General features: G+C 69.6%; 13 protein-coding genes and 3 pseudogenes. 4 read left to right on the top strand and 12 right to left on the bottom strand.

Annotated features, from left to right (window positions below; translation table 11 throughout):
* The 4 genes and pseudogenes from HTZ82_RS24750 to HTZ82_RS24735 form a co-directional block, all read right to left on the bottom strand.
* Positions 1-864 (bottom strand): annotated as a pseudogene (locus HTZ82_RS24750) (transketolase); the annotation flags it as partial.
* A gap of 180 nt (positions 865-1,044) precedes the next feature.
* Complete coding sequence (locus HTZ82_RS24745; protein WP_175411635.1) at positions 1,045-2,526, bottom strand: PTS ascorbate transporter subunit IIC; 1,482 nt, start codon at positions 2,524-2,526, stop codon at positions 1,045-1,047.
* A gap of 50 nt (positions 2,527-2,576) precedes the next feature.
* Complete coding sequence (locus tag HTZ82_RS24740; RefSeq protein WP_254712083.1) at positions 2,577-2,834, bottom strand: PTS sugar transporter subunit IIB; 258 nt, start codon at positions 2,832-2,834, stop codon at positions 2,577-2,579.
* A 20-nt stretch (positions 2,835-2,854) separates the two neighbouring features.
* Entirely contained in the window at positions 2,855-3,331 is a 477-nt protein-coding gene (locus HTZ82_RS24735; RefSeq protein WP_175411633.1) for a PTS sugar transporter subunit IIA, read from the bottom strand.
* 177 nt (positions 3,332-3,508) lie between these two features.
* Between HTZ82_RS24735 and ptsP the strand changes: the two genes are divergently transcribed.
* Positions 3,509-5,494: a phosphoenolpyruvate--protein phosphotransferase gene (gene ptsP / locus HTZ82_RS24730; RefSeq protein WP_175411632.1), complete on the top strand. Its 1,986-nt coding sequence runs from the start codon at positions 3,509-3,511 to the stop codon at positions 5,492-5,494.
* 159 nt (positions 5,495-5,653) lie between these two features.
* Positions 5,654-6,838, top strand: coding sequence for an ROK family protein (locus HTZ82_RS24725; protein ID WP_175411631.1), 1,185 nt, complete (start codon positions 5,654-5,656; stop codon positions 6,836-6,838).
* Between the two features lie 114 nt (positions 6,839-6,952).
* Here HTZ82_RS24725 and HTZ82_RS24720 read toward each other — a convergent pair whose 3' ends face one another.
* Positions 6,953-7,771 carry an ATP-binding cassette domain-containing protein gene (locus tag HTZ82_RS24720; RefSeq protein WP_254712085.1) on the bottom strand — a complete coding sequence of 273 codons (819 nt, stop codon included), beginning with the start codon at positions 7,769-7,771 and terminating at the stop codon, positions 6,953-6,955.
* A gap of 284 nt (positions 7,772-8,055) precedes the next feature.
* Between HTZ82_RS24720 and HTZ82_RS24715 the strand changes: the two genes are divergently transcribed.
* Positions 8,056-9,075 (top strand): LacI family DNA-binding transcriptional regulator, encoded by a 1,020-nt coding sequence (locus HTZ82_RS24715; RefSeq protein WP_254712082.1) that lies wholly within the window; start codon positions 8,056-8,058, stop codon positions 9,073-9,075.
* Positions 9,076-9,154: 79 nt separating this feature from the next.
* On the opposite strand, the gene HTZ82_RS24710 is transcribed toward HTZ82_RS24715, so the two are convergent.
* The 7 genes and pseudogenes from HTZ82_RS24710 to HTZ82_RS33130 form a co-directional block, all read right to left on the bottom strand.
* Positions 9,155-9,883 (bottom strand): nucleoside/nucleotide kinase family protein, encoded by a 729-nt coding sequence (locus tag HTZ82_RS24710; protein WP_175411629.1) that lies wholly within the window; start codon positions 9,881-9,883, stop codon positions 9,155-9,157.
* A gap of 77 nt (positions 9,884-9,960) precedes the next feature.
* Complete coding sequence (locus HTZ82_RS24705) at positions 9,961-10,965, bottom strand: ABC transporter permease (RefSeq protein ID WP_175411628.1); 1,005 nt, start codon at positions 10,963-10,965, stop codon at positions 9,961-9,963.
* A gap of 2 nt (positions 10,966-10,967) precedes the next feature.
* The gene (locus HTZ82_RS24700; protein WP_175411627.1) at positions 10,968-11,981 is read right to left on the bottom strand and encodes a substrate-binding domain-containing protein; all 1,014 of its coding nucleotides are present in this window, start codon (positions 11,979-11,981) and stop codon (positions 10,968-10,970) included.
* Positions 11,982-12,250: 269 nt separating this feature from the next.
* Entirely contained in the window at positions 12,251-13,243 is a 993-nt protein-coding gene (locus HTZ82_RS24695) for a rhamnose ABC transporter substrate-binding protein (RefSeq protein WP_175411639.1), read from the bottom strand.
* A 140-nt stretch (positions 13,244-13,383) separates the two neighbouring features.
* The gene (locus HTZ82_RS24690) at positions 13,384-14,391 is read right to left on the bottom strand and encodes an ABC transporter permease (RefSeq protein ID WP_175411626.1); all 1,008 of its coding nucleotides are present in this window, start codon (positions 14,389-14,391) and stop codon (positions 13,384-13,386) included.
* Positions 14,391-15,236: pseudogene (locus tag HTZ82_RS33135) on the bottom strand (ABC transporter permease); the annotation flags it as partial. The pseudogene HTZ82_RS33135 and the gene HTZ82_RS24690, both read right to left, overlap by 1 nt.
* Positions 15,237-15,425: 189 nt before the next feature.
* Positions 15,426-16,964: pseudogene (locus tag HTZ82_RS33130) on the bottom strand (sugar ABC transporter ATP-binding protein); the annotation flags it as partial.
* A gap of 262 nt (positions 16,965-17,226) precedes the next feature.
* On the opposite strand from HTZ82_RS33130, the gene HTZ82_RS24680 reads away from it, so the two are divergent.
* On the top strand, positions 17,227-18,276 hold the full coding sequence (locus HTZ82_RS24680) for a LacI family DNA-binding transcriptional regulator (protein ID WP_254712084.1): 1,050 nt from the start codon (positions 17,227-17,229) through the stop codon (positions 18,274-18,276).
* The last annotated feature ends 135 nt before the right edge of the window (positions 18,277-18,411 follow it).

Here is an 18,411-nt window from a genome sequence, read left to right as displayed (position 1 = left end):
CTCCTCGTCGCCCAGCGCGGAGCCGTGCGACGCCTCGGTGTTCTGCGCGTTCGGCGCCGGCCACGCGATGATCGAACGCATCGCGATGAAGGAGGGGCGCTCGGTCTCGGCCTCGGCGGCCTTGATCGCAGCGTAGAGGGCGGCCGGGTCCAGGTCGCCCTCGGCCTTGGGCTCGACGCGCTGGACGTGCCAGCCGTACGCCTCGTACCGCTTCATCGTGTCCTCGGACACGGCGGTCTCGGTGTCGCCCTCGATCGAGATGTGGTTGTCGTCCCACAGCAGGGTCAGGTTGCCGAGCTTCTGGTGACCGGCGAGCGAGGACGCCTCGGCGGAGATGCCCTCCTGGAGGCAGCCGTCACCGGCGATCACGTAGATGTGGTGGTCGAACGGAGAACCGCCCTTCGGGGCCTCCGGGTCGAACAGACCGCGCTCGAAACGGGCGGCCATCGCCATGCCCACCGCGTTCGCGACACCCTGGCCGAGCGGGCCGGTGGTGGTCTCCACACCCTTGGTGTGCCCGTACTCCGGGTGACCCGGGGTCGTCGAGCCCCATGTGCGGAAGGACTTCAGGTCGTCCAGCTCGAGACCGAAGCCGCCCAGGTAGAGCTGGGTGTACAGGGTCAGGGACGAGTGGCCGGCGGAGAGGACGAAACGGTCGCGGCCCACCCACTCCGGGTCGGCGGGGTCGTGGCGCATCACCTTCTGGAAGAGGGTGTACGCGGCGGGCGCCAGGCTCATGGCCGTGCCGGGATGGCCGTTGCCGACCTTCTGTACGGCGTCCGCTGCCAGGATGCGGGCGGTGTCCACGGCCCGCTGGTCCAGTTCGGTCCACTCGAGGTCTGTGGTCGTCGGCTTAGTGCTCACCCTGAGTCAGGGCTCCTTCGCTGGTTGGCTGGGGCACCGGATGGATGCTGCGCGGACGTCGGTGTCGAGGGCCGCGGAGGACTCCGATGACGTTCCGGCGGCAGACGGTGGGCGGCCGCCGGTATGACGGGGCGCCCTCTGCCCGTCGCGGCGCCGCGACGGGCAGAGAAGTCGGTGCGGTCAGGAGCCGACGGCGACGGACTTGGGGTCGGCGTCCTCGTCCCCGGCGCCGGCGAAGTGGGCGTCGCGCGGGGCACCCGGATTCCATCCGCGGTTGACCACAAGACGCTGGAAGGCGATGGCGCTGCCCAGCAGGACGAGAATGATGAGCGTGATCACGATCATTCCGGTCACCGGACCGAGCTTGACCGCGTGGCCGACGGTCAGACCGAACCAGCCGAAGTCGGCGTCGCCGAACGTGGTGTTGGCCAGGCCGAGTGATCCGAGCACCTTGAGCAGGAGGGCCGGCAGGAAGGTGATGATCACACCGTTCACGAACCCACCGACGATGGCGCCGCGGCGACCGCCGGTGGCGTTGCCGAACACGCCGGCCGTACCGCCGGTGAAGAAGTGCGGGACCATGCCGGGCAGGATCAGTGCCAGACCCATCGGCGCGTTGAAGGCCATCAGGACGCCGAGGCTGGCCAAGCCACCGGTGAAGCTGGAGATGAAGCCGATCAGGACGGCGTTGGGCGCGTAGGGGAAGGCGACCGGGCAGTCGAGCGCCGGCAACGCGCCCGGGACGACCTTGGCCGCGATGCCGTTGAAGGCAGGGACGAGCTCTCCGAGGATGGTACGGACGCCGAAGAGGATGACGGCCACACCGACACCGAAGAGCAGGGCCTGCATGACGCCGGCCATGATGTAGTCGCCCAGCGTGCTTGCCTCCATGACGGCGAACGCTTCGGTCTGGCCAACACGTCCGAGCATGGCCAGAGCGAACACGGTGTAGATGAGGACCATGGACAGCGCGGTGGCGATCATCGAGTCGCGCAAGAACTTCAGCCCATCAGGGAACTTCATGTCCTCGGTGCTCTTGCTGCGCTTGCCGACCAGACGTCCGACCGTACCGGCCGTGATGTAACCGATCGAGCCGAAGTGCCCCATGGCCACGTCCTCGCCTCCAGTGACGCGACGCGTCCACGGGTGGGTGAAGGTAGGCATGACGACCATCATCGTGCCCAGCAGCGCGGCGCCGACGGCGATCATCCAGAACGCCGACAGCTGGGCGGTGGCGAGCAGCGCGGTGATCAGGGTGGCCATGAAGAAGGTGTGGTGTCCCGTCAGGAACACGTACTTCAGGGGGGTGAATCTCGCGAGCAGAATGCTCACGACGAAGCCCGCGATCATCACCCAGGCCACCTGGGCCCCGAACTGCTTCTGGGCCAGGGCCACCACGGCCTCGTTGGTGGGAACCACGCCGCGGACGCCGGTCGCTCCGAGGATGAGCTTACCGAGCGGTTCCAGGGAGCCGACGACGGTGGAGGCACCGACCCCGAGGATCAGGAATCCCATCGCGGCTTTCAGACCGCCGCCGACGACCTGACCGATGCTGCGGTGCAGGGCGAGCAGTCCGATCGCGGTGATGATGCCGACCAGATAGGCGGGCTGGTTGAGAACGTTGTTGACGATGAATTTGGCTATGCCGACGATGACGTCCATGAGGGTGCTCCTCGGAGCGTTGTGAAGGACGGGTAGCGCAGCGCTACCCGTCAGTTGGCCTCGGAGAGGGCGGCGTTGAGCGCCTTGGCGATGAGATCGACGTTGACCAGGTTGTCGATGACGACGATCTTGGCCTTCAGGTCGCCGAGCTGGGGGGCGAGTTCACCCGAGGTGACGACGAAGTCCGCGCCGGCGGCGGCGCCGCGGGCGGTGCCGATGTCGGCGACCTCGACGTCGGCCGTCACGCCGAGGCTCCGCAGGGCCTTCTCGACGTTCATCTTCAGGATGATGCTGCTGCCGACTCCCATCCCGCAGACGGTAAGAATCTTCATGACTGGACCTCCGGGTCGAAGTTGCCGATCAGGTGCCGCACGGTGGCGGCGTCGGGGGCAGCGAGGAGCTCGTCCACCCGCTCCGGCTCACTGAGCAGTTGAGCCAGGCTGCCAAGTGCCGCGGTGTGCTGGTTGTGGTCGGTCGCGGCGAGGCCGACGACCAGGCGAACCGGGTCGTTGTCCCGGTGGCCGAAGTGGACGGGCTCCCGCAGGGACACCCAGGACAGTCCGGTGCAGCGGACCGCGGGCGACGGGCGGGAGTGGGCCAGTGCGAGGCCCGGGGCGATGACGATGTAGGGGCCGAGCTTCTCGACGGTGGCGATCATTTCGTCGCTGTAGTCGGCGGTGGCGGCGCCGCCCTGGATCAGGCCCTCGCCGGCGAGGCTGATGGCTACCCTCCAGTCGCGCGCCGAGGCGTTCACCAGGACGGACTGCTCGGGGAGGAGCCCCAGAAGAGACACGTTGTCGGGCATGTGCAGAACCTTGCTGATGGTGATGGGTTGACCCGGATCGTGGAACTCCGCGCCGGGTGAGGGAAGCGTAGACAGGAATTATGTCTAGCGCTAGACGTAAACCTGTTGACTTTCAACCGAAATCAGGTTGACACTCAGGCAACCGCGGCGAACGGCCGCCTGAACCTAGGACCCTTCATGGCGACACCCTCCGTACCGGCTTCCCTGTCCGGTATCGCGGCCTCCCCCGGCATCGCCGGGGGCACGGCAGTCCTGTGGAACTCCAGCGAGACGCATCTGGTGGAGACGAACGTCACGGCGGACGAGGTCGCCGGTCAGCTCGCGCGCCTGGCCGACTGTCTTCAGGAGGCAGCCCGCGAACTCGACACCCTCCTCAAGTCCGTGACCGGCTCCGAGGAGCAGGGCATCATCGCCGCGCACCAGGCGATGCTGGCCGACCCGGAGCTGCGCGACGGCCTGGCGGCGGCGATACGCGACCAGCTCGTGGACGCTCCCACTGCCGTCCAGCGCGTGCTCGCCACGCAGGCCGACACGCTGCGCGCCTCGGGCAGCGCGCGGATCGCCGAGCGGGCCACCGACATCGACGACCTGCGTCAGCGCCTCCTCGGCGTCCTCGGCGCCCTCCGCCGGACCGAGGCCGAACTCCCCGAGGACGCGGTCATCGTGGCGACAGACCTCACCCCGTCCCAGACCATCGGCCTGGACCGGACCCGCCTGCGCGCCTTCGTCCTCTCGGGCGGCGGACCGACGGCCCACACCACGATCCTCGCGCGCTCCCTCGGCATCCCGGCCGTCGTGCAGGTGCCCGGCCTGGACGCCGTCCGGGCCGGAGCGCCCCTTCTTGTCGACGGTGACCAGGGCACGGTAACCGTCGACCCCGATCCCGAGGAGGTCGCACGCGCCACCGCCGCCGCCCGCCGGCGCGAGGACGTCGCGGCCGAGCCCCTGCCCTACGCGCACACGGCCGACGGCCGCGGCATCCGGCTGTCCGCGAACATCGGATCCGCCGACGAGGCGGTCCGTGCCCACCGGACCGGCGCCCGGTCGGTCGGCCTTTTCCGCACCGAGTTCGTCTTCCTGGCCGGGGAGAGCCTCCCCGGGGAGGAGGAGCAGCTGGCCGCCTATGCCGGAGCCGTCCGGGCGCTGGACGGCGGGCGGGTGACGATCCGTCTGCTCGACGTCGGCGGGGACAAGCCGCTGCCGCCGCTGACCAGCTCCGAGGCCAACCCGATGCTCGGACACCGTGGGGTGCGGCTGCTGCTCGACGCCCCGGACGTACTGCGTACCCAGCTCCGCGCCGTCCTCCGCGCCGCCGCGCAGGCCGAGGTGTGGGTGTGCGTCCCGATGATCTCCGGCGCCGCCGAACTGGCCGCCGTGCGCAGCCATCTCCAAGAGGTCAGCGCAGAGTTGTCCGCCGAAGAGGTCGACCACGGTTCGGTCAAGCTCGGCGTCATGATCGAGACGCCGGCGGCGGTCCTGTCCGCCGCGGCTCTCGCTCGGGAGGCGGACTTCTTCTCGATCGGCACCAACGACCTGCTGCAGTACCTGGTCGCCGCCGACCGGGACAACGGCCGGGTCACCCACCTGCTCGACGCCCACACCCCCGCGCTGATGCAGGCGATCGGCCTCGTGGTCGAGGCGGCGCACGCCCACGGCATCACGGTCAGCGTGTGTGGCGAGGCCGCGAGCGACCCCTCCATCCAGCCGTTCCTGCTGGGCTTGGGCGTAGACGAGCTGTCCATGACCGCCGCCCGCCTGCCCGACGCCGCGCGCTCCATCGCCGCCGTGACCAGTACCGGCGCCGCCGAGCTCGCCAACCGGGCCACCCAGGCGGAGGACGCCGACGCGGTGCGCGGACTGCTGGACCCCGCCGCCCCGATCGCCGCAGATCCGCTGGACGACGGCGGCTGGGCCGTCACCGTGACCATCACGGACCCGGAGGGTCTGCACGCCCGGCCCGCCTCGGAGCTGGTGACGACGGCTCAGGGCTTCGGCTCCGAGATCACCCTGCATGTGGACGGCAGGCAGGCGAACGCCAAGGCCATGCTGTCCGTGCTGGGACTGGGCGCGGACTGCGGAACCGCGGTACAGATCCAAGCGCGCGGCGACGACGCCCGCGACGCGGCCACCACCCTGGGCACGCAGCTGGCGGCCCGCCCCTGAGGCCCCGGGCCGACGCGGTGACTCCCTGCGCCGCCTCGGCCCGGCCCAAACCGCCGGGTCGGCGTGTGCCCCCCTGACCCCACGCCGACCCGGCTCCAGCCCGGTCCAGGCTTCCCACCGGCAAACCGAATTCTGCCCATGATTGGCATAATGGCGGTCATGGGGATTCGTAACGGAAGAGCAGCAGCGGGGGCCGGCCACCTCCTGGACATGATCCGCAACCAGCGGGCGCGGACCCGGTCCGAGCTCGTGCGCGCCTCCGGCATGGCCCGCGCCACCGTGGAGAACAGGCTGACCGGCCTGCTGGAGGCCGGATACATCGTCTACGGGGCGGGCAGTCCGCAGGCACCCTCGGTCGGGCGGCCGGCCGAGGTGTTCGAGTTCAACCACCAGTCCGGGGTCATCCTCGCAGCCGAGCTCGGGCCCGAGCACTGCCAGGTCGCCGTGACCGACCTGGCCGCCGGAATCCTGGCGGCGACCGGCGGCCCCGTGGACATGGAGTCCGGCCCGGAGCAGGTCCTGCGGCAGGTGGGTGAGCACTTCACCACCGCCCTCGGGCTGGCCGACAAGGCGGTCGCCGAGGTGCGGGCCGTCGCCCTCGCCGTGCCCGGCACCGTCGAGACCGCCACCAGCCGGATCAACGCGCCGACCATGATGAGCAGGTGGTACGAGTTCGATCTTCGTGACTTCTTCGCCGACCGCTTCTCCGGCATCCCGGTCTTCGTGGAGAACGACGCCCATGTCATGGCTCTGGGCGAGCAGCGCAAGCAGTGGCCCGACACCGCCGACCTGCTGATGGTCAACGCCGGCATGAGCATCGGCAGCGGCCTGGTCCTGGGCGGCCGGCTCTTCCGCGGCTCGCTGGGAGCGGCCGGGGACATCGGGCATCTCAACCGCGGCGGCGGACGGGTCTGCCGCTGCGGCAGCGTCGGCTGTCTGGAGACCGACGCCGCCGGCTGGGCGATCGCCCGGGATCTCCGGAGCATGGATCGTGGCGCGCGCACGGCCGCGGACATCGTGGCGCTCACCCGGGCCGGGGACGCCGACGCCGTCGCGCTGGTACGTCAGGCCGGGCGCGCCATCGGCGCGGTGGTCGCCGATCTCGTCGGTGTCCTCAACCCGTCCGTGGTCACCGTCGGCGGAGCCCTCGTCGAAGCCCGCGATACCCTGCTCGCGGGAATCCGTGAGGCCGTCTACGCGCGATCCCATCCACTGTCCACCCGGGACCTGCGGATCTCCCACAGCCTGCTGGGTGCCGACGCCGGCCTGGTCGGCGCCGCCACCCTCGCCTCCGAGCAGCTTCTCGCACCGGAGGCCATCGACGCGCAGCTCAGCAGGCTCTGAGCCGAGGTCCCGAGCCGGCCGTCCGGCACCCGGCCGGAGGGGGGCCCGTACGCCGACGAGCGGCGGGACCGGGGGATGAGGGATGCTCGAGGTCCGCGCCGCCATGGCCGGACGTCAGTCCTGCGCGCCTGATGCGGAGGCTTCATGCCGCCTCTTCGAGACCTCGGTCTCGAAGAGGGTGCCTTCGCCGTCCTGGCTCAGCGCACCGGTCATCAGGCTGACCACGTCCGTCATCGTGACGCTGCCGGGCTCCACGACAGCGGCCCGGCGGCCGAGCCGGTGCACGTGGATACGGTCGGCCACCTCGAAGACCTGCGGCATGTCGTGGCTGATCAGAATGACAGGGATGCCGCGGCTCCGGATCTTCCGGATCAGCTCTAGGACCTGGTCCGACTCCCTGACCCCGAGCGCGGCCGTCGGCTCGTCCATGATGATCATCTCGGTGCCGAACATGGCGGCCCGCGCCACCGCGACGGCCTGCCGCTGCCCTCCGGACAGCGACCCGACCAGCTGTCCGATGTCCTGTAGCGTGGCGATCCCGAGCGTGTCCAACTGGGCGGCGGCTTCCTCCCGCATGGCCTTGTGGTCGAGGAGGTGCAGCCACGAGCCGAGAATTCCCGGCCGCCGGCGTGCTCGCCCGAGGAAGAGATTCGTCGCGATATCCAGCTGAGGTGCGAGCGCGAGTGTCTGGTACACCGTCTCGATACCCCGCACCCTGGCATCACGCGGGGAATGGAAGTGCACCCGTTCGCCGTGCAGAGTGATAGTGCCGGAATCCGGGATGAGCGCGCCTGACAGGGCCTTGATGAGGCTGGATTTTCCGGCGCCGTTGTCGCCGACGACGGCCAGGACTTCACCTGCTCGAATATCGAAGTCCGATTCCCGGATCGCCACGACATTCCCGTAGCGCTTCACCAGCCCCTGTGCCTCCATCACGATCCGGGCCTCATCCGCTGCCGCGGGGCCGGGGTCCGGCGCGGTCGGCGTCTCGCTCCTCATGGCATCCTCCGTCGTCCGTGGAAATACCCGGGCAATCACCGACACTACTCCGGTCACCGCATACTGTATAGCTTTTGCGCAAACCTTTGCGTTCCCATGTCCGCGGATATCGAAGATGCCGAGTGCGCCCCGCTCCGAGGGAGCCGAGACCAGGTGGTGGACGGGGGGTCTCGACGACCCGCTCCTTAATTTGCGCAAATCATTGCTACGATCCGGGCATGGCAGGCAGGCGGCCGCGGCAGACGGCCACGATGAGCGATGTGGCACGACTGGCGGGCGTCTCGGTCTCGACCGTCTCCCACGTGCTGAACAAGACGCGGGCGGTCGCGCCCGAAACCGCGCGGCTGGTCCACGACGCGGTGGCCGCCTGCGGCTACGTACCGGAGAAGGCGCACCAGGAGGAGGGCCTCGGCATCATCGGCCTGGCGATGTCGGCGATCTCCAACCCGTACTTCGCCGATGTCGTCCACGGTCTCGACCGGCGAGCGTCCCGGGAGGGCTACTCCCTGCTGCTCGCCGAGACGCACGACGACCCCGACGGCGAACTGCGCGCCGTGAGCGAGCTCCTCAGACGCAAGGTCAGCGCCATAGTCCTGGCCCCCTCCGGTGACACGGGCCGTACCTTGGACTACGCGCGGCGGGCCGGGGTCCCGGTGACGGTCCTCGACCGCTTCGTCCGGCACGAGACCGACCAGATCAGCGTCGAGAACGTCGAGTCGACCGCCCGGCTGGTGGATCACCTGGCCGAGACCGGCCACACCCGGATCGCGATGATCTCCGGACGTCCCGGGCTCGCCACCACGGACGAGCGCATCCAGGGCTACCGCCTCGGCCTGGAGCGCCATGGCATCGCAGCACCGGATGAATACCTGGTCCCGGGGCGCTCCCAGGCCGGCCCGGCCCAGCAGGCGATCGCCGACCTACTGAGCCTGAGCCGGCCGCCCACCGCCGTCGTGGTCGGCAACAACCAGATGACCATCGGTGCCATGCGAGGGCTCCGGGACGCCGGACTGCGGGTGCCCGACGACCTCGCACTGGTCGCGTTCGACGACTTCGAGTGGTCGGACCTCTTCCAGCCACGGCTGACGGCCATCGCCCAGCCGACCTCGACGATCGGCGAGCAGGCCTTCGAACTGGCACTGTCCAGGATCGCGGACCCGGATCTGGCACCGCGCCGCGTGCTGGTCCAGCCGACGTTCCAGCACCGCGAGTCATGCGGCTGCGCACCGGCGGACTGACCCGGTTCCAGGGACACGGTCCGGACGCAGTGATACCCGCTTCCCCAGCCGGGAAAGCGGTGGAACAAGGGTGCGTGGCTCAGTGCCTGCAGGCCCCCGCCGTACGCGCCTTGGGGGCGTGGGCACGTCGCTCGCTCAGGATCCGGTCGGCCGACGAGCCCGCGCGCCGGATCCTCGCGCTGGTCCGCTCGTCGACTCCGTCGGTCTTGAGCTGCGCGCTACGAGGGGTGAAGCCGTAGCGGATGTAGCGGTTGATCAGGCGTTGGCGTCGTTCCGCCGGAGCGGCGTCCAGGAACCAGGTCTCCGTGAGCAGACCGCGTACCTGGTTCCACGGCTGTTCGTCGTTCAGCAGGAAATTTCCGTCGACGATCACCAGCTGGTGACGCGGGGCCACCTCCAACGACTGGGCCACCGGGTCCTCGATCTCCCGGCTGAAATCCGGCCACCACACGCTGTGGTCGGTTTCCTCCCGGAGGCGCCGGAGCATGGCGACGAATCCGTGGCCGTCGAAGGTCTCGATGATTCCCTTGTCCCCGGACAGACCCATTTTTTCGATGACGTGCTGGGCCAGATGGAATCCGTCCATGGAGACCGCCGTGGCGACACCCGGGCGGATCGTCTCGATTTCGCTCAGGAGCTGTTCGGCGAAGGTCGACTTGCCGGCTCCCGGCTCACCGACGATGCCGAGAAGGGCCCGGCCGTGCTCCGAAAGCAGGAGCGCGCTTTCGGCGAGAGAGCGCAGTGGAGGATCATGGTAGATCGGCTCGCTCTCTCCGGAATCCGGCGAGGCGGCGAGGGGGTCTGTCATGTGTTCTCCCGAGTAACGCATACGGAAACGGAAAAATGGTCGGCCTGAGGCCGCCCCGCCGGCGCGGAGCGGCCTTGTCATGTCGCACGGCCCCGGACCAGCCGGTCCACGGCGACCGCGACGATGACGAGGATGCCGGTGGCCACCTGCTGGTACAGGCTGTCGATGCCGGCCTGGGTGAGTCCGTTGGCGAGCACGGTGACCACCAAGGCGCCGAGGATGGTGCCGGGGATGCTGCCCCGCCCGCCGAACAGGCTGGTGCCGCCGATGACGACGGCCGTGATGCTCTCGAGGTTGCCGAGCTGGAAGGCGTTGGGGTCGGCGTTGGGGATGCGTCCCAGCGCCTGCCAGGCGGCGATGGCGTACACGAAACCGGCGAGCAGGTAGACACTGAGGATCACGCGCTTGGTGTTGACACCGCTGAGGCGGGTGGCCTCCTCGTCGTCACCGACCGCGTAGACGTTGCGTCCCCAGGACGTCTGGGTGAGCGCGAACCAGACGCCGGCGGTCAGCAGGACCATCACCCCCATGCCGACGGTGAGCTCGATCTGCCCGAACAGGTAGCGGCGCTCCCCCAGCCAGGTCAGCAGCGGCGACGTGACGGGAAAGCTCTGCCCGCTCGCGTACAGCTGCGATGTCGCTGTGAGCACGCTGAGCATGCCGAGGGTGACGATGAACGGCGGCAGCTTCAGCCGGGTGACCAGGGTTCCGGAGACTCCGCCCAACGCCGTGCACAGCACGATGCCGACGGCCAGCGCGGCCAGAGCCGGCACTCCCCCTTCGCCGACGAGCTTGGCGATCACCAGGGTGCCCAGCACCATGATGGCGGCGTTGGCGAGGTCGATGCCCGCCGTGAGGATCACCAGGGTCTGCCCGATGGCCAGGGTGCCCGTGACGAGCACCTGCTGGACGATGAGGGACCCGTTGTCGACGGTGAAGAAGGTATCGGTGGTCAGGGCGAACACGGCGATCGCGACCAGCAGCGCGACGAGCGGGCCCGCGGTGGTACTGCCGGCGAACCACTTGGCCAGCGCCCGGCCGCGGGGGGCGGCGTGCCGTTCCTGTGCGGAAGTGGTGATCATGGCTATCCCCAGCAGTTTCGCAGACCCCAGGCGGTGTCCTTGCTGGGCACGCCGGGCACGGGCTTGTCGGTGATGAGCTGTGAGCCGGTGTCGGTGAAGCCTGACGGCTTGACGCCGTTCTCCGCGTGCTCCACGACGGCGGCGACTCCCAGCTGCGCCATCTTCTCGGGGAACTGCATGACCGTGGCGGCGAACCTGCCGTCCCGGACGTTGCGTACGCCGGTGCACGAACCGTCGATGGATCCGACGACGACGTTCTCGCCGTCCGGCCTGGCGGCCAGGGCCTTGGCGGCGCCGGCGGCGGCGGGCTCGTTGATCGTGTAGACGGCGTTGACGCCGGGGGCTCGCTGCAGGAGATTCTCCATCGCCGTCTGTGCCTTGGTCTGGTCGCCGTTGGTGACCGCGGCGCCCTTGATCTCGGCCGACTTCTCCGTGATACCGAACCCCTCGAGGAAGCCTTGGTGCCGCTGGTCGTCCACGGTGGATCCGGGGGTTCCGTCCAGGAGCAGTACGTTGGGGGTCCGTGAGGCGAGCGCGGCCCGGACGTAGGTGCCCTGGGCGACGCCGGCCGCCTTGTTGTCCGTGGCGAAGGTGGCGTCGACCGCGTCGGCGGGGTCCGTGGCGGTGTCGAGGGCGATCACGAGGATGCCCTCGGCGCGCGCCGCGGCGATGGCGCCCAGCACTCCCTTGGAGCTGCTCGGGGTGATCAGGATTCCCTTGACGTTCTGGGCGACGAGGTTGTTGATGGCGTCGACCTGCCCCTGGTTGTCGCCGTCGAACTTGCCGGCGAGGGCGATCAGCTTCACACCCCGTCGCTCGGACTCGGCCTGGGCCGACTCGCGGAGGGCGACGAAATAGGGGTTGCTGTTGGTCTTCGTCACCAGCCCGATCGCGATCTCGTCGCTGGACGTGGCACCGCTTCCGCTCTTCTCCGACGTACAGGCGGCGGTCATCGCCAGACAAGTCGCCGCGAGGACGAATGCGGTGGATCGGACCCGCACCTTGTTCAGGGACATAAAATATCTCCCGTTTCAGCCGGATTTGATGTGAGGCAAAAGCGACAATACCCCTTGTCAAGAATGCCGTACAGTGATTGCGCAAAGCTTTGCGCAGAGGCGTGTGAGCGGCACCGTCAGCTGTCCATACCGGCGCCGCGCGGCGGTGTCCCCCACCTCGTGGCATGGAGGTGGGGGACACCGATCACCGCCCGACTCGACTCAGCTCCCGGCACGGCTCACACATACCGCTCGAGCACTGCTCGGAGCGCTCGGCCCGCCCGGGCCGCTCAGAACGCGAAGTCCTCGACGTTCGCCGGTGTCACCACGACGGCCGGTCCGAGGATGACCTCGCCGTTGGCGCCGACCGTGAAGGTGCCGAGGCGGCCGGCCGAGAACTTCTGTCCGGGCTTGGCCTCGAGCTTGCACTGCGCGAGCGCCTGAGCCGCGTAGTACGACAGGCTGCCGAGGTCCCGCACGTTCCACCAGATGTCCTGGACGTCGCCGCTGCGGACGTATTTCTTGATGAGGGTGGCGGGGGCCAGGCCGGTCAGCTTCACCCTGCCGAGGTCACCGGTCTGGGACAGCGCCTCCGCGGCGGCGGGCAGTCCGATGCCGGCCGGGACGATGATGCCCTTCAGGTTGGGATAGGCCTGCACGAGCGACTTCGCCTTCTGGGCGTTGATGTCGGCCTTCTCCTGGCCGTAGGCGACCGTGACGAGCTTCATCCCCTGCAGCTTCGGGTCGGACGCCAGCCTGGCCTTCATGTCCTTGATCCAGGCGTTCTGGTTGACGGCCGTCTCAGTGGACGACAGCACCGCGAACTCACCCTTGCCGCCAATGAGTTCCGCCATGCTGTCGAGCATCTTGGAGCCGAGCTCGTCGCTCTTGGCCTGGTTGACGAACAGGGACCGCGCATCAGGGGCGACGTCGGAGTCGACAGAGATCACCGTGATCCCTGCCTGCCGCGCCTTCTTGAGCGCCGCCGCCGCGCCGTTGAGGTCGCTGCCGGAGATCACGATGGCGCCGACCTTCTTAGCGATCAGCTGGTTGACGTACGGAATCTGGGCAGCGCCGGTGGCCTCACTTGGCGCGGTGTAGAAGACCTCCCCGCCGATCAGGCTGGCCGCGTCGTTGGCCCCGTCGCGGATCGTCGTCATGTACGGGTCCGTGCCCAGCTTGGGCAGGTAGCCGACCGTCACGGGGCCGGTCGCACACGCGGCCTTGGCCTTCGTGGTGCCGGCGTCGCCGGCACAGCCGTTCACCGCGGCGCCCAGGGTCATGGTCACAGCAAGCGCGATCAGTCTCCGACACTTCATAGCGGTTCTCCGTTCAGGGGTGGCACAGGTTCTACGGGGGATCTTGGGAGGCGGCGAGACGGGCGGTGGGAGGTGGCCCGTCTCGGCGGCCGGCTTCGGGCGCGCTACGGGCCCGTCGGCTGAGGCACCGCGGCCTTCCGCAGTCGGCGGCTGATCAGGGCGGCATGGATCTGGTGGGTCGTGTTGGTGATCAGCAGGGAGAGGATGAGCAGCAGTCCGACCGCCGCACCCTGGGCGTAGCCACTGACGTTGGCGAGCTGCAGCATGCTGCGCAGGGCGACCACGAGGACCAGAGCCCAGTAGACGCCGGGCATGCGGCCCTTGCCGCCCAGCACGCTCACGCCGCCGAGGAACACGACGGTGATCGCGTCGAGTTCAAAGCCGAGTGCCCCGTCCGGTGCGGCCTGGCTGGTGCGGGCGACGGTGATGATTCCGGCGAGCGCGGCGACGATGCCCGAGACGACGAACAGGCCGAAGCGGATGCGGTCCACGCGGACTCCGGAGTACACGGCGATCTCCGGCCCGCCGCCAATGGCGTACGTACGGCGTCCCGTCGCGGTGCGGTGCAGGTAGAGCGCGAACAGCGGCGCCAGCACTAGGAACGGCACGATGTCCCAGGGCAGATAGGTGCCGGGCAGGGTCTCGTTGCCGAAGGTGATGAGCGACAGGGGGACGTCAGTGATGGGCGTGCCGCCGAGCAGGACGTAGCACAGGCCGCGGAACAGCGCGAGCGTACCCAGGGTGACCACGAGCGAGGGCAGTCCCACGACAGTGACCAGCAGGGCGTTGAGTGCTCCGCACACCGTGCCCGACAGCATCGCCAGCGTGACGGCGACGGCGAGCGGGAGGCCCGCCTGGAGGGCCATACCCAGGACGACGCCGCTGAGACCGGCGATGCTGGCCACGGAGATGTCGATCTCCCTGGCGATGATCAGCAGGGCGAGCGGCAGCACGAGCAGTGCCTTGTCCGACATCTGTGAGACGGAGTTGGCGAAGTTGAAGCCGCCGGAGAATCCCGGCTGGACGAGAGAGGCGGTCACGAGCAGGACGACCACGAGGGCGGCGAGGATGTAGTCCCAGCTGGTGAAGCGGGACCGCAGGGTGTTCCACATCAGGCGGTCCTCCGGTGCGAACGGCGGCGGGCGAGTGCCGCGTCAAGCGAGACGGCGACGAGGATCACGGCTCCGAACACGGCCTGGAGATAGCGGGAGTCGACCCGGACGAGCGTGAGAACGTTCTCGATCACCAGCAGCGTGAAGGTGCCCAGGGCGACCTGCTGCACGGTTCCCGAACCGCCCCGCAGCGCCACGCCACCCACCACTACCGAGGCGATCACGGTCAGTTCGAACCCGTAGGCCGCCTGACCGTCCACCGTGCCGTAATGCGAGGCCCACAGCGCCCCGACGAGACCGGCGAGCAGTCCCGAGACGGCGAACGCGCCGAGCACGCGCCGGTCCACGGGGATGCCGATCTGCCGGGCACCGTCCGGATTCGAGCCCGAGGCGTACAGCTCACGTCCGCGTCTGGTGCGCCCGAGTGCGAAGCCGGCCACGACGAAGCACACCAGACTGACCCAGATCAGCACGGACACACCGAGCGGTCTGGCCGCCGTCCACTCCAGCCAGGCCGCGGGCACCTCGCCCGCGGCGACCTGCTTGCCCGCGGACATCGTCGCGTCGATGCCCCGGAACAGCGCGAGGGTGCCGAGCGTGGCCACGATCGAGGGCACTCGCCCGTACGAAACGATCAGCCCGTTGAACGCGCCGCAGGCGAGTCCGACGGCGCAGGCGAGGACGACGGGCACCACGATCGGCAGGTCGGGGTGTTCCTTGATCAGCAGGGCCGAGGCAAAGGCGGTCAGCCCGATGACGGACGAGACCGACAGGTCGATGTTGCGGGTGAGCATGACCAGCAGCTGCCCCAGTGCGACGGTGCCCAGGAGTGCCGCGCTGCCCGTGAGGTCGGTCAGGTTGCTCAGCGACAGGAACTGCGGGTTGAGCAGGCTCAGGGGAAGTGTCAGCGCGAGGAGCGCCGTGAGCAGCCCGGTCTCCCGGCGGGACCGGATCCGGGCGAACACGGACCGCTTTCCCGGCTGTGCCGTGTCCTCGGCTGACTCCTCGTGCTCCGGGGCGCTGTCCCCGCCGACGCCGGTGGCGGCCAGTCCCACGGCGTACGGCGTCGCCTCCTCCCGGTCGAACTCCGCGGCCACCGAGCCGTGGCGCATGACGAGGACCCGGTCGGACATCCCGAGCAGCTCGGGCAGGTCGGAGGAGATGAGAATGATCGCCATCCCCTTCTCCGCGAGGGAGTTGATGATGCGGTGGACTTCGGCCTTGGCGCCGATGTCGATGCCCTGGGTCGGCTCGTCCAGGATCAGCAGCCGCGGTTGCACGGCGAGCCACTTGGCGAGTACGACCTTCTGCTGGTTGCCGCCCGACAGGGCTCCGACGCGCTGGTCGAAGCCGGTGCTGCGCAGCTTCATCCGGGCCAAGGGCCCGGACACCAGGGCCATTTGGGCCCGCCGGAGCACGAGGCCGCAGCGGGACGCCTTGTCGATGACGGGCAGGGTGGCGTTCTCCAGTACGGAGAAGTCCTCGATCACGCTCTGCCCGCGGCGGTCCTCCGACACGTAGGCGATGCCGCGCGCCAGAGCGTCGGCGACGGACCGCAGGGCGACCGGCTCGCCGTCCAGGCGGATGGCTCCGGCGTCCTGGCGGTGCACCCCGAACAGCACGCGCGCCAGCTCCGTACGGCCACTGCCCACGAGGCCCGCGAAGCCGACTATCTCGCCCGCCCGAACGGAGAAGTCGATCCCTTCGAAGTCACCCTGCCGAGAGAGCCTGGAGACCTCGAGGACGGGCTCCCCCAGCGTGACCTCGCGCTCGGGGTAGAGGTCCGTGAGTTCGCGGCCGACCATGAGGGCGACCGCGTCCCGCTGCGTGATCTCTGAGCTCCGTACGGTCTGCAGGAGCCGGCCGTCGCGCAGGATCGCGAGCCGGTCGCAGATCCGGAAGATCTCCTCCATTCGGTGGCCGACGAACATCATCGCCACGCCACGTTCCCGGAGTCGGCTGATGACCTTCTCCAAGGTGGCCACCTCGCCGGCGGACAGTGCGGCCGTCGGCTCGTCCAGGATCAGTACGTCGGCGTCGCCCGCCAGCGCCCGTGCGATCTCCACCATCTGTTGTTCCGAGGTGGAGAGCACCGAGACCGGCAGGGTCGGCTCGCGGTCGAGTCCGAGCATCGAGAGCCAGTGGGCTGCCTCGCGCCGCATCCGTGCGAAGTCCACGGCGCCCGCCCGGGTGCGGGGCAGCCGGCCGGCGAAGATGTTCTCCGCGATGGAGAGATCGCCGAACAGCCCCGGGTGCTGGTGTACGACGGCGATCCCGTGACGTCGGGCGTCGGCGGGCGTGTGGAGCGTCAGCTCACGGCCGCCCATCCGCACGGCGCCCCGGTTCGGCTGGTGGATGCCGGCCAGGATCTTGACGCAGGTGCTCTTGCCCGCGCCGTTCTCGCCGAGGAGGCCGATCACCTCACCGCGGCGCAGGCTCAGGGTCACCCCGTCGAGGACCGTGGTCGACCCGAAGACCTTCGCCACGTCGACGAGTTCTGCCGCGACGGTGCCGGGACCGATGTCCGGCTCGGCGCCTTCCGGTGCACGTCCGTGGGTTCGGGCAGTTTCCATCGCGGCTCCTGAGGGGTCGGGTTCGGGCAGGGCGGGAGGAGGGGAAAAGGGAAAGGCGAAACGGAGCGGAGGGAAGGCGAGTGCGGGCCGGAGAGCCGCAGGACGCGGGCCGCGCTTGTTAAGCGCTTAGATCCTCCGAGCGGCAGTCACATTAGGGGAGGGTTAAGCGCTTAGCAAGAGACTGACGCCCGACGCTCTAAGCGGTTAACATCGCGGGGGCAGCCGACCGCCCCCGATGACGAAGGTGGGTCCCGTGACGACCATGACCGAGGTTGCGCGCGCCGCCGGCGTGTCCATCGCGACGGTGTCTTACGTGGTCAACGGCACGCGACCGGTGCGCGAGGAGACCCGACGGAAGGTCGAGGAGGCGATCGTCCGGACCGGCTACACACCCAACTCGCTCGCCCGCGCCCTCGCCATGTCGAGCACCAGTTCCATCGGCATCGTCGTCTCGGCGATCACCAACCCCTTCTTCGCGGGCCTGGTCGCAGGCGTCGACCAGGCGGCGTCCGACGCCGGCCTGACCCTGCTCCTGGCCGACTCGCACGACGAACCCGAGCGCGAGTTCGAGGTGGTGCGCAGCCTTCGTCAGCGGCGCGTCGATGGCATCATCCTGGCCGCCTCCGCCCAACCCGGGCGGACGCTGGACGACCTGAGGGAATCGGGGACGCCGACCGTGCTGGTGGACCGCCTCGTCGACGACCGTTTCGACCAGATCGGCCCGGAGAACGAGGAGGCGACCGCCTCCCTCGTCGGGCATTTCGCCGCACTCGGCCATCGGCGGATCGCCTTCATCAGTGGTAGGGCCGGTCTTGGCACCAGCCGGGAGCGCCTCGCCGGCTACCGCCGGGGCCTGGCGCGTCACGGACTTGACTTCGAACCGTCGCTGGTGTCCGAGGGGAACTCGGACATCTCCGGCGGTCGTGCCGCCCTGGCGACCCTGCTCGCCGCCGGAGCCGCGCCGACTGCCCTGATCGTCGGCAACAACGCCATGGTGATCGGCGCGATGCAGTCGCTCCGGAATGCCGGGGTGTCCGTCCCACACGACATGGCGCTGGCCTCGTATGACGACCTGCCGGGCGCGGACCTGTTCGACCCGCCGCTGACCGCGTTCGCCCAGCCCGCGGAGACGCTGGGTGCGCGCGCGGTCGAGCTGCTCGCGGACCGGCTCGCGCATCCCGACACCGCGCCGCGGGTCGAGCGACTCCGGCCCCACCTCATGCACCGGCGGTCCTGCGGCTGCCCGGGCCGTTCCGCCGACGAGGCGGAGCGCGCGTCCACCGCGCCCGCGGACGCGCAGCCCGCCGACTGATCGCAACCGCCCACCGGGCGGGTCGGGCCGCGCTCCGCGAGCCGGGTCCCGCTTTCACCCGGCGGATTCGTCCGCCGGGTGAAGGCGCCGCTCCGCCACTCTCAGGCGGCGGCGCCGGCGACCAGCTCCGCATCG

The organism is Streptomyces sp. TRM64462, assembly GCF_013362995.1.
Classification (GTDB): domain Bacteria; phylum Actinomycetota; class Actinomycetes; order Streptomycetales; family Streptomycetaceae; genus Streptomyces.
Note: the sequence above shows the minus strand (reverse complement) of the source record. Positions and strands in the feature narration are given on the sequence as shown.